The following is a 13815-nucleotide window of genomic DNA, read 5'->3' as shown; positions in this document are numbered from 1 at the left end:
AGCCAGGATCAAACTCTTCACTTAAGTCTTGCAGGGCCGAAGCCCTTAAGTCTTGAGTGCAGTCGTCGTTACCTGAGCCCCAATTACTCGCTTGCATTTGCATGCATTTGAATCTTTGTTGCTCTTGTGACAAACGTCTGCATTTTGTGGATGGTCACCCACCTGCCAGACGCCCGCACAAGTCACCTGCGCACACTGTCAAAGAACCCGGGAACAGGCCTCAGCGCCTGGATCCCAACCCCTCGCAAGTTCTCGAGGGGAGCCGCACATGATAGCGCGGATTTGGTTTCTGTCAACACCTCGTGAGGGTGACTTTCTTCCGCCGCTCCCTGTTCAGTCGGTGACTGTTCGGGGAGCGAGCCGCACATTCTAGCGCGGTTTTGAAGAACGTCAACACCTCGTGAAGCAGTTGCGTTCTTCTCCCGCTCAGGTCCGCCGGGCTGTGCCGGCCGCTGTCCGTTGCGGGCCGCGCATTGTGCACAAGTTCAACGAAAGAAGGAAGGGGTTGCGCCCGCCCCGCCATTTGCCCGGCTGCCAGTCGCTTGACCGCCGTCGCGGCCATGGTTGATCGTTCCTCGCACACCATCAAGGACCACCCCTCATGTCTGTATCCCGCTCCCTGTTCACCCGGCTTCTACCTGTCCTGGCGCTCCTGCTATCAAGTGGCTGTGCAAGCGGTGGCGACTGGGTCGAGGTTGGCGGCGAGCGCTTCACGGTGGAAATCGCCGCCACTGATGAACAGCGGGCACGCGGGCTGATGTTTCGCGATCAGCTCCCCGCTGGCGCCGGCATGCTGTTCATCCATGATCGGGAAGAGCCGCAGGCGTACTGGATGCGGAACACGCTGATCGCGCTGGACATCCTGTATTTCGACCGCGACCGCAAGCTGGTGTCACAGCAGCGCGATGTGCCGCCCTGCTCGGCCGACTATCGCTGCCCGTCCTATCCCAGCCGCGCTCCCGCGCTCTACGTACTGGAACTCAACGCGGGGGAAGCCGCGCGACTGCAGCTGGAGGATGGCGCCCCGATGCACTTTGGTCCGGGCATCCCGGTTGCGGACTGAACCGTTGCACCGTCCATCCTTGTACCGGCCCACCCACGGACCCGATCTTTGAAGCATGAGCACTGATCTTCTTCTGCCCGACTGGAACGCGCTGGCCACACTGGATGACGCCGACATTCCCCTGCTCGGCACCTCCCTGCTGATTGCGCGCGACGAGTACCCGGAGCTGGAGCCGCACTACTACGAACAGATGCTGGCGCAGCACGTGACCCAGCTGCGCCCAAAGGTGCAGGCGATCGAGCCGTGGCCGATGCGGATGCTGGCCATCAACGAATACCTGTTCGATGAGCTCGGCTACACCGGCAATCACGACGCGTACTACGATCCGCGCAACAGCTATCTCAACGAGGTGTTCGAGCGCCGGCTGGGCATTCCGATTTCCTTGGCGGTCGTGCAGATTGAAGTGGCGCGACGGCTGGACATGCCGCTGGAGGGCGTCTCCTTCCCCGGTCACTTCCTGGTTCGGCTGCCGGTCGATGACGGCATGCTGGTGATGGACCCGTTCAACCGGGGCCGCCCGCTGGATGCGGACGAGCTGCGCGAACGGATCCAGCCCCATCTTGCCGGGACGCAGATAGACGACAAGGCCCTGCATCAGGTGCTGAACCCGGCATCGCACCGCAGCATCCTGGTCCGCATGCTGCGCAACCTGCATGGGCTGTACGCGCAGGACGGCGACTGGGCGCGCGCGGTGCGAAGCGCGGACCGGATCCTGAAACTGGCCCCGGACAATCCCGCGGCGTTGCGCGATCGCGGCATGGGATACCTGCACCTGGGTCATCGCCACGGTGCGCGTGCGGACCTGGGGCGTTACCTGTTGCTTGACCCGGGCGCGGGCGATGCCCGCCAGGTTCATGCATCGCTGACCGAAGCCAGCAGCGGTAGCGCCCGGTTGAACTGAGTCACCGGGCGCTCGCGCGAACGGGCGACCGCGCGAAAGCTGCTGCGTCAGACGGCCATCATCTCGAAATCGTCCTTCGTCACGCCGCAGTCGGGGCAGGTCCAGTCCTCAGGCACATCCTCCCAGCGCGTTCCTGCGGCGATGCCTTCTTCGGGCATGCCGGCGGCCTCGTCATAGATGAATCCGCAAACCACGCACATCCAGGTCTGGTAAGCAGTCTGCGTGGCGGTGGCGTTCATCTGATAATGGGTCCTGTTGCGGCTGAAGAAGCGGACATTGTCCCACCGCTTGCCGCGCCACGGAAACCGTCACATGAACAACAAGTCAGCCGCCGCGCGCGGCCTGTACCTGATCACCCCGGATGAATGCGATACCCCGCGCCTGCTGGATCGGGTGCGCGAGGTAATCGGCCAGGCCACCTGGCTGCAGTACCGGAACAAGGCAGCCGATGCCGGGTTGCGCCACACCCAGGCGGCTGCGTTGAGAACGCTATGCACCGAAGCGGGCGTTCCGCTGATCATCAACGATGACCCCGAGCTCGCCCGTGCGTGCGATGCAGACGGCGTGCATCTGGGTGAGGATGATGGGGGAATCGCGGCCGCTCGGGCTCTGCTGGGGGAATCGGCCATCATCGGCATCTCCTGCTATGACGACCTCGAGCGGGCACAACAGATGGCCACCGCCGGCGCCGACTACGTGGCCTTTGGCGCTTTCTTCCCCAGCTCCAGCAAGACCACCAGCCGCCGCGCCAGCCCGGCCCTGCTGCGTGAAGCCGGCGCGCTGGGTCTGCCCCGAGTGGCGATTGGCGGGATCAACGCCGACAATGCTCCAGCGCTGGTGGCCGCCGGCGCGGACCTGATTGCGGTGATCGGTGCCGTTTTCGACGCTCCCGACCCGCGCGCTTCCGCGCAGTCCCTGCGCCGGGCATTCGATGCCTGACCGCCCGCAGCTGCCGGCCATCATTCCCGCCGCAAGGCGCTCCCCCATCTCCCAGGAACCCTCTCCATGAAGCACGACAAGTCCCAGGCCCTGTTCTCCCGCGCCAAGCGCCTGCTCCCGGGCGGCGTCAACTCGCCGGTACGCGCCTTCAACTCGGTGGGCGGCGAACCCTTTTTCGTGGAACGTGCCGACGGCGCGTACCTGCATGACGTGGATGGCAACCGCTACATCGACTACGTGGGCTCGTGGGGGCCGATGATCGTCGGCCACAACCACCCGAAGGTGCGCGAGGCGGTGGCGGAAGCGATCGGCAACGGCCTCTCGTTCGGCACCCCGTGCCCGGCCGAGGTGACCATGGCTGAAACCATCAGCCGGCTGGTACCGTCCTGCGAGATGGTGCGGATGGTCAACTCCGGCACCGAGGCCACGCTGTCGGCAATCCGCCTGGCGCGCGGCGCCACCGGGCGCCAGCGCATCGTCAAGTTTGAAGGCTGCTACCACGGCCACGGCGACTCGTTCCTGGTCAAGGCCGGCAGCGGCATGCTGACCCTGGGCGTGCCGACTTCACCGGGCGTGCCGGCCGGATTGAGCGAGCTGACTTCGACCATCAGCTACAACGATTTCGAAGGCGCGACGCAGCTGTTTGATGACATCGGCAGCGAAGTGGCCGCGGTGATCATCGAGCCCGTCGTCGGCAACGCCAACTGCCTGCCACCGCGGGAAGGCTACCTGCAGCACCTGCGCGAGCTGTGCACGAAGCACGGCGCGCTGCTGATTTTCGACGAGGTGATGACCGGTTTCCGGGTGGCGCTGGGCGGCGCGCAGGCGCGCTATGGCGTGACCCCGGACCTGAGCACCTTCGGCAAGATCATCGGCGGCGGCATGCCGGTGGGTGCCTACGGCGGCCGTCGCGACCTGATGGAGCAGATCTCCCCGGCCGGCCCGATCTACCAGGCCGGCACGCTGAGCGGGAACCCGGTGGCAATGGCCGCCGGGCTGGCGATGCTGGAACTGGTGCAGGAACCGGGCTTCCACGATCGGCTGGAAGCGACTGCCAACACACTGTGCGATGGCTTTGAAGCCGCAGCGCGCGATGCCGGCGTGCCGCTGACCACCACGCGCGTTGGCGCGATGTACGGGCTGTTTTTCAGCAGCGAACAGGTGGACACCTACGCCGGCGCGACCGCCTGCGACACCGATGCGTTCAAGCGTTTCTTCCACGCGATGCTGGAGCGCGGCGTGTTCCTGGCACCGTCCGCCTACGAGGCGGGCTTCATCTCCAGCGCCCACGACGAAGCGGTGGTCGAGGCGACGTTGGAAGCCGCGCGCAAGGCGTTCCGGGTCGTAGCTGCCGGGTCGTAGCTGCGTAGGTCGGCCCTATGCGGCCGACGCGAGGATTGCATGACACGCAGTGAACGCCGCGACGGATGATTCGCGGGGTGTCGGGGGCGTAGCCCCGACCTACGGGAGAGTGGACAACGCCTGGCGCAATCGCGCCAGGCCTTCAGCCACTTCACCATCATTGATGGTCAACGCCGGCACGAGGCGCAGCACATCGGGCCCGGCCTGCAGCAGCAGCAAACCGTTGGCGGCGGCGAGATCCAGGATTTCGCCGGCGCGACCAGCATGGGCCGGGGTCAGCTGAGCGCCCAGCATCAGCCCGCGCCCCCGGACCTGTGAGAACAGCCCCAACTCGGCATTGATCGCTTCCAGACCCTTGCGCAGCGCCGCCGACTGGCGCGAGACGTTGCTGGCCACTTCGCGCGAGGCAAGTTTGCGCAGTGCCACCCGGGCCACCGCGGCCGCCAACGGGTTGCCGCCGAAGGTGCTGCCATGGGCCCCGAACTGCATGGCTTCGGCCACCTTGGGGCCGGCCAGCATCGCGCCGACCGGGAACCCGCCACCCAGTGCCTTGGCCAGGGTGACCACGTCGGGGACGATCTGGTCATGCCAGTGCGCGAACAGGGTGCCGGTGCGCCCCATGCCGCACTGGATTTCATCCAGCACCAGCAGCGCACGATGGTGGTCGCACAGCTCACGCAGCCCGCGCAGAAAACCGGGCGCGGCCGGCGTGACCCCACCTTCTCCCTGCACCGGTTCCACCAGCACCGCGGCCACGTCACCGGCTGCCATGGCGATCTCAACCTGCACCAGGTCGTTGAAATCAACGTAGCGAAAGCCCCCCGGCAGCGGCTCGAAGCCGGCCTGGTAAGCGGGTTGGGCGGTGGCGGTCACCGTGGCCATCGTGCGGCCGTGGAAGCCCCCGCGGAAGGTGAGGATGACCCGTCGCTCCGGTGGGCGTCCTTCAGCGGCAGCCCACTTGCGAACAAGCTTGATGGCTGCTTCGTTGGCCTCCGCGCCGGAGTTGCACAGGAATACCCGGCTGGCAAAGCGCGAGGCCTCCACCAGCTCCTGGGCAAGACGCAGCGGCGGCTCGCTGTGGAACACGTTGCTGGTGTGCCAGAGCTTGCCAGCCTGTTCGGTCAGCGCGGCGAGCAGATCCGGATCGCCGTGGCCGAGGCTGCACACCGCGATCCCCGCGGCGAGGTCGATATAGTCCCGCCCGGTGGTGTCCCAGAGCCGGGCTCCCTGGCCCCGCTCAAGCACCACTTCGCGCTGGCGATATACCGGCAGGTAGTAGCCGGACAGGGGCAGCAGGTTATCGGTGGTCTGGCTCATGGCGCGATCAGGCAGGTGGGAATGGCCACATTCTGGCCCATCCCGCGCCGGTTGGTGCCGGTGTCTCAGGAATCGAGGAAGAGGTCGGGCAGCAGCGGTTGGGCGGGGTCGACCGCGTAGCCGGACAGGTCACTCACGCCGGCTGCGGCCAACACTTCGTCATCGATCAGGAACTGTCCCGAGAACCCCGCGGCTTCGCGCACCAGCACCGCGTGGGCGGCATCGGCAAGGATCTCCGGGGTGCGGCAGCGGGCGGCTTCCACGCCGGGGATCATGCGGATGGCGTCGGTGGCGATCACCGTGCGCGGCCACAGCGCGTTGACCGCCACGCCGCGCGGCCCGAACTCCGCTGCGAGTCCAAGGGTGACGAAGCTCATGCCCATCTTGGCCAGGGTGTAGCCGGTGTGCGGCCCCCACCATTTGGGATCCAGCGACGGCGGCGGGGCCAGGGTGAGGATGTGCGGGTTGTCCGCCTCCAGCAGATGCGGCAGGCAAGCCTGGGCGCACAGGAAAGTGCCGCGCGAGTTGACCTGCTGCATCAGGTCGAAGCGCTTCATCGGCGTATCCAGCACGCCCTTCAGCCAGATGGCGCTGGCGTTGTTGATCAGGATATCCAGTCCGCCGAATTCGGCCACGGTGGCGGCAACCGCTTCGCGGACCTGGTCCTCTTCACGGATATCACACTGGATCGCCAGCGCGCGACCACCCGCGGCCTGCACTTCAGCGGCCACGGTGTGGATGGTGCCAGGCAGCTTGGGGTTGGGCACCCCGGACTTGGCCACGATGGCGACGTTGGCGCCATCGCGCGCGGCGCGCAGGGCGATGGCCCGGCCGATGCCGCGCGAGGCGCCGGTGATGAACAATGTCTTGCCCTTGAGCGTGGTCATGCTGCGTTCTCCTGCGCGCTGCTGGCGGTCGTGATCTGGATCATGGCTTGGGGCCCTGGCCCTCGTTGTCTTCCCACTTGAGGATCCGGCGGGTGATGAACCGGTACACCGGCTTGCCGGTGCGAAACCACAGGTCGCGCACCCAGGAATGGCGCTTGAGCACGCGCTTTTCCACCGGCGTCAGGTGCTCGCGGCAGTACATGCGCTTGTGCTTGAGCAGATGGCGCAGGTCTTCGCGCGCCAGCAGCCGCATCCAGCGCGAGCGCGGGTTACCGACCACCGCCAGCTGGAAATCGATAATCGCCGGGCCACCGTTTTCCAGTACCAGCCAGTTGGCTTCCTTGGCCAGGTCGTTGTGGGCCACGCCACGGCGATGCAGTTCCTGCAGCTTGCGGCGGGCAGCGCGGAAATAGGCCAGGTCCCCACGCGGCGGGCGCTGGTACATGGCCGCACCGGCCATGTAGCTGCGATCCAGCCGGCGTCCATCCCAGGCCAGCAGCTGCGGCACATCGGCCATGCCGCGCACCTGCTCCAGCCCGCGCGCCTCGCGCCGGGCCAGCCACCACGCGGGCAGCCTCAGCCACAGCGGCACGTGGCGCAGGTCGCGCCGCACGAATAATCCCGCCGGCCCGCGCATCAGCGAAATACGGCCGAAGCTGTCGGCCTTGAGCGCCTGGATTTCGGTCGCGACTTGTTCGTTCATTCCATCATTGTAGGGTCGCGCCGCCGGCAGCGCGGCGGTGCAGTCGGCGTTGCAATGGGCGCTGCCATAATTGCGCGATGAATGACGCCTGGTTCGACAGCCTGCTGACCTGGGTCAGCGCCCACCCCGTGGCTGCAGGCGCTGTGATTTTCCTGATCGCCTTCCTCGATTCGCTGGTGATCGTGGGCATCGTGGTGCCGGCCATGCCGCTGCTGTTTGCAGTGGGCACGCTGATTGGGCTCGGCCATATCGATGGTCCCTACGCCATTGCCTGCGCCGCCGCCGGGGCGTTCAGCGCCGATGCGCTGAGCTACTGGGTCGGTCGCCGCTGGGGACCGCAGATGCGGGAGCTGTGGGCATTCCGGCGCTACCCGCAGCTGCTCGACCGCGGTGAAAACCTGTTCCGCCGCCACGATGTCAAAAGCATCCTGGTGGCACGGTTCGTGGGCGCAGTACGGCCGTTTGTCCCGGCGATTGCCGGCATGCTGCGGATGCAGCTGCGTCGCTTCCTGCCCTTCAGCGCGCTTGCCGCGGTGGCGTGGGCGGCGGTGTTTCTGGCACCGGGCTGGATCTTTGGCGCTTCCTACGAAGCAGTGGCGGCGGTGGCCGACCGGCTGGCGCTGGTGCTGGTGGTCCTGCTGGCCGCGCTGGCGCTGGTCTGGGCCTGCGTGCTCTACACCTGGCGCTGGTTTGACGGCCGCACCAGTGAACTGCTGGCGCGGGCGCTGCGCTGGAGCCGTTCGCGTCCGCGGCTGGGCCGCTACGCCGAAGCGCTGATCGATCCGCGCCGGCCGGAGTCGCCGTCACTGGCGATCCTGGCAGTCCTGCTGATCGGCATCGGCTGGGCGTGGTTCGCCCTGCTCACCACGGTGTTGATGAAAGGCGAGCCGCTGGCCATCGACCAGAACGTGCACGCCTTCATGACCACGCTGCGCAACCCGCTGGCCGATCGCCTGATGGCCGGCCTGGCATCGATCGGCAATGCCGAAGTGCTGGTGCCGGCGGCGGGCTTGGCCATGATCTGGCTGGCGTGGCGGCGGCGCTGGATGGCGATGGCGCACTGGGCGGCGGCAATCGGCTTCGGCGTGGCATTGACCGCGCTGCTGGAGGCGGTGATCAGCATGCCGCCCCCGCCAAGGGCCCACGGCAGCTTCGGCTTTCCGTCCATGAGCGTGACCATGGCCACCATCACCTTCGGCTTCTTCGCCGTGCTGATTGCCCGCGAGCTGCCGGGGCGTTCGCGGGTGTGGCCCTATCTGGTCTCGGGGATCGTGGCCACGCTGCTCGGCTTCGCCCGCATCTACCTGGGCGCGCACTGGTTGAGTGACGTGGTGGGCGGCATGCTGCTGGGGGTCGTGTGGCTGCTGGTGCTGGGCCTGGCCTATCGCAGCCATGTGAACCGCTCGTTCTGGATGCGGCCGCTGGCGGTCATCTTCTATCTGACGTTTGCCGTGGCCGCGCTGTGGCACGCTCCACGCGCCATCGACCCGATGCTGGCCAGTCTGTCCCCACCGCCCCCGGCCGCAACGATGACCGCACAACAGTGGTGGCAGGAAGGTTGGCGTATGCTCCCGCCGCGGCGCAACGAGCGTGACCATGAGCTGCGCTGGCCGCTGGACGTGCAGATCGCGGGACCGCTGCAGCCATTGCAGCGCGAACTGGAATCCCGGGGATGGGTGGCGCAGCCGCAGGCGGGCTGGATCGCGACGCTCGGCCTGCTGGACGACGACCTGGCGCCGGCCGAACAGCCGGTCCTGCCCGCGACCCTGGATACCGAAGCCGAAGCCCTGCTTCTACGCCGGGACGCCGGTCCGGACCGGACCCAGGTGTTGCGCCTGTGGCGTGCCCCGACTGCGCTGACCGATGGCACGCCGCTGTGGGTGGGCACGGTGCAGACACTGCACTACACGCGACCCTTCAACCTGTTTGGACTGTGGCAGCCGCGTGTCGATGAGCATGGCGCCTGGGATCAACTGCACGCAGCGGTGGAAGAGCTCGACACGCAGGTGGAGCCGCATCCGCAGTCGGGGCTGTCGGTCCTGCGGATCCGCATGAGCCCGGACTGATCAGGGCTCGCTTTCGGAGACAAAGTCCAGGATCCACTGCAGCCGGGCGTGCGGATCCCGCTCCTGCAGCAGGCCCTGCCGCTGTTCGTTGACCAGCGGCAGCAGCTCCGCCAGCCGCCAGCCGATCCACGCGGCTTCCTGCAGCCGCGGCTTGGCGATGGCGTTCAGATCAGCGTCGGTCTGCTCCAGGATCCGCACCAGCAGTTCGCCCAGCAGGGCGTGCTCGGGGCGTAAGCGGGGCGATTCATCCTCTACGACCCAGTCGATGTCGGCCATGACCAGACCGTTGTCGCGCACCCGGGTGCGTTGCACCTGGAATCGCCTCGCACCACGGACCTGCAGCGCCAGCACGCCATCCGGCCCCTGGTCGAAATCTTCGATCAGCGCCTCGGTGCCCCACGCCGCTGGCGTGGCCGCCGCGCCAGCCTCGCTGCCCTCCACGATCATGCACACGCCGAAACCTCCACCGCTGCGCCCAACCTCGCGCACCAGATCCAGGTAGCGGGGTTCAAACACCCGGATCCCCAGCGCCGCGCCGGGCACCAGCACCGTATGCAGTGGAAACAGTGGCAAATCTGCCTGTGTCGTCATCATCAACCTCCGGATCAGCCGCCCGGGTATCCATCACCTGGCTGCCGTACGGGCCTCCTGCAGGACTGTGAAAAACCGCCGCGGTGCATCGTCAAACCCACCGTTGGACATGAACACCACCCGGTCACCCGGACCGACCAGCGTCACCAGCTTGGCAACCAGTTCGTCCACGTCGGCCACGGCGGTCGCCTGGCCACGCACAGCGTCCACCACCTTGTCCGCATCCCAGGCCAGCTCCGGCCGATGCAGGAATACCACCGCGTCGGCGTCGTCGAACGCCGGAGCCAGGGCATCAGCGTGCGCTCCCAGGCGCATTGAATTGCTGCGCGGCTCCATCGCCACAACGATCCGGCCCGCAGGCGTACTGGCGCGCAGCCCGGCCAGGGTGGTGGCGATCGCCGTCGGGTGGTGGGCGAAATCGTCGTAGACCACGATGTCATCCACTTCGCCGATCCGCTCCATGCGCCGCTTGACGCTGTTGAAGCGCTCCAACGCCGGGATCACCTGCGCCGGTTCAATGCCCACCGCCGCACACGCGGCGATCGCGCCCAGCGCATTCATGACGTTGTGCCGCCCCAGCAGCGGCCAGCGCACCGTGCCCTGTGCAACACCGTCGCGCAGGACCTCGAACACGCTGCCATCGGCTTCCACCAGGCGCGCGTTCCAATCGAAGTCGCCGTCGATGCCGAACCGCTCCACCGGGGTCCAGCAGCCCATGTCCAGGACCCGCGCCAGGTTGGCGTCCTCGCCGTTGACCAGCAGCCGGCCTGCGCCCGGAACGGTACGAACCATGTGGTGGAACTGGCGCTCGATCGCGGCCAGGTCCGGGAAGATATCGGCGTGGTCGAATTCGAGGTTGTTCAGCACGGCGATCTTCGGCCGGTAGTGCACAAACTTGCTGCGCTTGTCGAAGAAGGCCGTGTCGTATTCGTCGGCTTCAACCACGAACACCGGATCGCTGCCCAGACGGGCGGAGACGCCGAAATCATCCGGGACGCCGCCAATCAGGAAGCCTGCATCGCGCCCGGCGGCCTCAAGCAGCCAGGCGAGGATGGTGCTGGTGGTGGTTTTGCCGTGGGTCCCGGCGACGGCAATCGTGGTGCGGCCGGGCAATACATGCTCAGCCAGCCACTGTGCCCCGGACGTGTAGCCACGGCCGGAATCCAGCAGGGCCTCGACCGCGGGGTTACCTCGCGACAGGGCGTTGCCGACGATCACCTGGTCGGCATCGGGGCTGATGTGCTCGGGCCGGTAGCCCTGATGCAGCGTGATGCCCAGGCGCTCGAGCTGGGTGGACATGGGCGGATAGACCGCCTGGTCGCTGCCTTCGACTTCAGTGCCGGATTCGCGCGCCAACGCGGCAACGCCGCCCATGAAAGTCCCGGCGATGCCGAGGATATGGATCTTCAAGAGACTTGGTTTCCTTGAGCTTGGGAGCCTGAATGCACTTTACCCGACGCGGCTCCGGGCATCGGGAATGCCCGCGCCAGCACGGCTTCGGCGAGCAACAGAGCCAGCGCGAGTCCCAACAACAGTCCGCCGGCCGCAGCAGGCGTGGTCCCCAGCGCCTGCTTCCAAAGGGCCATGTAACGTCGCACCAGCCAGGCCATGGCCAATACCGTGGCGAGCCCCAACGGGACGAACAGCGCCAGGATCGTGCCGGGCCCGGCCCCTTCCCCAGCCACGAACAGCAGCCCCACCACGGGGGCCAGCAGCAGGTTTCGCAGACCGGCCAACAGGCCCGCCGCCTGCAGCGCCTGCGCCAACAGGTGGCGCCGACGCGCGACAAGCAGGACAGCGACAATCAGCAGCGCTTCCACCATCAGCCCGGTGACCACGGCGGCCATGGCCTGACGTGGCGGTGCGCCGGCCGCTACGGCGCAGCTCAGTGCCAGCGCAAACAGCCAGGCCATCGCGGCCGGAAGCGGCCGGCCAGGCAGGATCTCAAGCGGCCCGGTTCCCCGCAGCCAGCGCCACCAGCGGCTGGCCACCGGGCCGGTCATGACTCAGGCGGCGGTCTTGCCGGCGCCGATGGCGGCCAGGATACGGTTGAACACCTCATCCAATCCGCCGACGCCGTCCACAACCGTCAGCTGGCCGTGCTCGCGGTAGAACTCGATCACCGGGGCGGTCTGTTCGTCATACACCGTCAGACGCTTGCGCACCGATTCCGGATTGTCGTCAGAACGGCCCTCGGCCTTGGCCCGACCGGCCAGGCGATCGATCAGCAGTTCGTTGTCCACTTCCAGCTGCACGGCCGCATCGAACGGCTGATCGAGCCGTTCCAGCAGCTCGCCCAGCGCCGCCGCCTGGGCCAGGTTGCGCGGATAGCCGTCCAGGATGAACCCGCTGCGCACGTCGTCGCGCGCCAGCCGGTCTTCCAGCATGCCCAGCAGGATGTCGTCGGACACCAGGTCACCCCGGGCCATCACCTCTTTGGCCTGCAGTCCCAACGGGCTGCCCGCGGCTACTTCGGCGCGCAGCAGATCGCCGGTGGAAATGTGCGGGACGCCCAGCTGCTCCCTGAGGCGCGCGGCCTGCGTTCCCTTGCCCGACCCCGGGGCCCCCAAAAGTACCAGTCGCATCTTGTCGCTCCTCGATCTGTTCGAATGCGTGAATCCCGACGGCACGAGGGTGGCGATAGACTGCTCCCCGGGCGCCTGCGGGCGCCAGTTTACTGCATCGGCCGGACGCCTCCGGCCACTTCATCACCGATATGGACTTCATATGCCCAAGGGAACGCTGCTTTACGCCCAATCGGGCGGCGTCACCGCCGTCATCAACGCCACCGCCTCGGCCGTCATTTCCACGGCCCGCGCGCGCCGGATCAAGGTCCTTGCCGGACGCAACGGCATCCTGGGCGTGCTGCGTGAGGAGCTGATTGACACCGGCCGCGAGAGCGCAGCAACGATCCGCGCCCTGGCCCACACCCCCGGCGGCGCGTTCGGATCCTGTCGCTACAAGCTTGGCAGCCTGGACAAAGACCGCGCGAAATACGCCCGCCTGATCGATGTGCTGCGCGCCCACGACGTGCGCTGGTTCCTCTACAACGGCGGCAACGACTCGGCCGATACCGCGCTTAAACTCTCACAGCTGGCCGCTGAATTCGACTACCCGCTGACCTGCATCGGCGTGCCCAAAACCGTCGACAACGACCTGGCCTTGACCGACTGCTGCCCCGGCTTCGGCTCGGCTGCCAAATACACCGCCGTCTCCGTGCGCGAAGCCGCCCTGGACGTCGCCGCCATGGCCGACACCTCCACCAAGGTCTTCGTCTACGAGGCCATGGGCCGACACGCCGGCTGGCTCGCCGCCGCCGCCGGGCTGGCCGGCAACGGGCCCGACCAGGCACCGCACATCATCCTTTTCCCCGAACGCAGCTACGACGAGGCTGACTTCCTGGCCCGCGTGCAGCAGGTGGTGGATCGCGTGGGCTGGTGCGTCGTGGTGGCCAGCGAAGGTATCCGCACCGCAGATGGCAGCTTCGTTGCCGACGCCGGCGGTGGCAAGGACTCCTTTGGTCACACCCAGCTCGGCGGCGTCGCTCCGTATCTTGCAGGCAGGGTCCAGGACAAACTGGGCCTGAAAGTCCACTGGGCCATGCCCGATTACCTGCAGCGCTCCGCCCGCCACATCGCCTCCCAGACCGACCTGGACCAGGCCATGGCAGTCGGCAAGGCTGCAGTTGAAATGGCGCTGGAGGGCAAGAACGCCACCATGCCGGCCATCAAGCGCACTTCCGACAGCCCCTACCGCTGGAAGATCGAACCTGCCCCGCTCAGTCGCATCGCCAACCGCGAGAAGAAGGTGCCGGCGGCATTCCTGCGCAAAGACGGCTTCGGCATCACCGCCTCGGCGCGGAGATACCTGGAACCGCTGATCCGCGGCGAGGCGTATCCGCCGTATGGGCGGAATGGGATTCCTGCCTACGTGGCGCTGGAGAATACGCTCGTAGATCAAAAGTTGGAAAGCTGGGACGACTGATT

At 67.1% G+C, this 13815-nt stretch carries 14 protein-coding genes; 6 read left to right on the top strand and 8 right to left on the bottom strand.

Annotated features, from left to right (window positions below; all coding sequences use genetic code 11):
- Positions 1-601 precede the first annotated feature (601 nt).
- Both WCE59_RS09595 and WCE59_RS09590 read left to right on the top strand, forming a co-directional pair.
- The gene (locus tag WCE59_RS09595) at positions 602-1063 is read left to right on the top strand and encodes a DUF192 domain-containing protein (RefSeq protein ID WP_343258533.1); all 462 of its coding nucleotides are present in this window, start codon (positions 602-604) and stop codon (positions 1061-1063) included.
- 55 nt (positions 1064-1118) lie between these two features.
- The gene (locus WCE59_RS09590) at positions 1119-1964 is read left to right on the top strand and encodes a SirB1 family protein (protein WP_343258532.1); all 846 of its coding nucleotides are present in this window, start codon (positions 1119-1121) and stop codon (positions 1962-1964) included.
- Positions 1965-2011: 47 nt separating this feature from the next.
- On the opposite strand, the gene WCE59_RS09585 is transcribed toward WCE59_RS09590, so the two are convergent.
- A complete protein-coding gene (locus WCE59_RS09585) occupies positions 2012-2203 on the bottom strand; it encodes a rubredoxin (RefSeq protein ID WP_343258531.1) in 192 nt (63 codons plus the stop codon).
- 73 nt (positions 2204-2276) lie between these two features.
- Between WCE59_RS09585 and thiE the strand changes: the two genes are divergently transcribed.
- Positions 2277-2903, top strand: coding sequence for a thiamine phosphate synthase (thiE, locus tag WCE59_RS09580; protein WP_343258530.1), 627 nt, complete (start codon positions 2277-2279; stop codon positions 2901-2903).
- A 66-nt stretch (positions 2904-2969) separates the two neighbouring features.
- Positions 2970-4265, top strand: coding sequence for a glutamate-1-semialdehyde 2,1-aminomutase (hemL, locus tag WCE59_RS09575; protein WP_343258529.1), 1296 nt, complete (start codon positions 2970-2972; stop codon positions 4263-4265).
- Between the two features lie 99 nt (positions 4266-4364).
- On the opposite strand, the gene WCE59_RS09570 is transcribed toward hemL, so the two are convergent.
- From WCE59_RS09570 to WCE59_RS09560, 3 genes are all read right to left on the bottom strand, one after another.
- The gene (locus tag WCE59_RS09570; protein ID WP_343258528.1) at positions 4365-5582 is read right to left on the bottom strand and encodes an acetylornithine transaminase; all 1218 of its coding nucleotides are present in this window, start codon (positions 5580-5582) and stop codon (positions 4365-4367) included.
- Between the two features lie 65 nt (positions 5583-5647).
- Entirely contained in the window at positions 5648-6469 is an 822-nt protein-coding gene (locus WCE59_RS09565; protein WP_343258527.1) for an SDR family oxidoreductase, read from the bottom strand.
- Between the two features lie 40 nt (positions 6470-6509).
- Positions 6510-7172 (bottom strand): serine/threonine protein kinase, encoded by a 663-nt coding sequence (locus tag WCE59_RS09560; RefSeq protein ID WP_343258526.1) that lies wholly within the window; start codon positions 7170-7172, stop codon positions 6510-6512.
- A 77-nt stretch (positions 7173-7249) separates the two neighbouring features.
- Between WCE59_RS09560 and WCE59_RS09555 the strand changes: the two genes are divergently transcribed.
- On the top strand, positions 7250-9238 hold the full coding sequence (locus tag WCE59_RS09555; RefSeq protein ID WP_343258525.1) for a bifunctional DedA family/phosphatase PAP2 family protein: 1989 nt from the start codon (positions 7250-7252) through the stop codon (positions 9236-9238).
- Here WCE59_RS09555 and WCE59_RS09550 read toward each other — a convergent pair whose 3' ends face one another.
- Genes WCE59_RS09550 through WCE59_RS09535 form a run of 4 tightly spaced genes read right to left on the bottom strand, consistent with a single transcriptional unit; the run spans position 9239 to position 12414 of the window.
- Positions 9239-9829, bottom strand: a complete 591-nt coding sequence (locus WCE59_RS09550; RefSeq protein WP_449284141.1) for an LON peptidase substrate-binding domain-containing protein — start codon at positions 9827-9829, stop codon at positions 9239-9241.
- Between the two features lie 33 nt (positions 9830-9862).
- Complete coding sequence (gene mpl / locus WCE59_RS09545) at positions 9863-11239, bottom strand: UDP-N-acetylmuramate:L-alanyl-gamma-D-glutamyl-meso-diaminopimelate ligase (protein WP_343258523.1); 1377 nt, start codon at positions 11237-11239, stop codon at positions 9863-9865.
- The gene (locus tag WCE59_RS09540; RefSeq protein ID WP_343258522.1) at positions 11236-11832 is read right to left on the bottom strand and encodes a hypothetical protein; all 597 of its coding nucleotides are present in this window, start codon (positions 11830-11832) and stop codon (positions 11236-11238) included. The genes mpl and WCE59_RS09540 overlap by 4 nt, the downstream gene beginning before the upstream one ends.
- Before the next feature lie 3 nt (positions 11833-11835).
- On the bottom strand, positions 11836-12414 hold the full coding sequence (locus WCE59_RS09535; protein ID WP_343258521.1) for an adenylate kinase: 579 nt from the start codon (positions 12412-12414) through the stop codon (positions 11836-11838).
- A 142-nt stretch (positions 12415-12556) separates the two neighbouring features.
- On the opposite strand from WCE59_RS09535, the gene WCE59_RS09530 reads away from it, so the two are divergent.
- On the top strand, positions 12557-13813 hold the full coding sequence (locus tag WCE59_RS09530; protein ID WP_343258520.1) for a 6-phosphofructokinase: 1257 nt from the start codon (positions 12557-12559) through the stop codon (positions 13811-13813).
- The last annotated feature ends 2 nt before the right edge of the window (positions 13814-13815 follow it).

It is taken from the genome of Luteimonas qiangzhengi (genome assembly GCF_039548515.1).
Taxonomy (GTDB): domain Bacteria; phylum Pseudomonadota; class Gammaproteobacteria; order Xanthomonadales; family Xanthomonadaceae; genus Luteimonas.
This window is presented reverse-complemented; position numbering and strand designations above follow the sequence as displayed.